The sequence below is a fragment of the Chryseobacterium sp. SIMBA_028 genome (assembly GCF_046535285.1).
Classification (GTDB): domain Bacteria; phylum Bacteroidota; class Bacteroidia; order Flavobacteriales; family Weeksellaceae; genus Chryseobacterium.
Window position 1 is genome coordinate 1 of sequence record NZ_JAWRWZ010000241.1, and the last position, 275, is coordinate 275.

Genomic DNA, 275 nt, shown 5'->3' on the forward strand with positions numbered 1-275 from the left:
TTAGGCCCAATGACTTTAAACTGATTCAGTTGCTTAATATCATTTTTGCCATCACAACATTCCTCATAGATATTTATTTCGTTTCCCAAAAAGACAAGTTGATTTTAGGACTGATCAAGCAAACAAAGATGCAGGATTCTACCATTGAAGATCTGCTGAAATACAATAATGATTTAATGATACAGCAAATTGTTATTAATAATCTAACGGAGGACAATATTTCAGAGATTGTAGGTCTTGCGGAAAGTAACTCCCCCATATTTCTTGAAAAATTT

1 pseudogene is annotated in these 275 nt (G+C 32.4%); it reads left to right on the forward strand.

Annotated elements, in window-relative coordinates:
• A pseudogene (locus tag SCA31_RS23300) lies at positions 1–275 on the forward strand (Two component regulator three Y domain-containing protein); the annotation flags it as partial.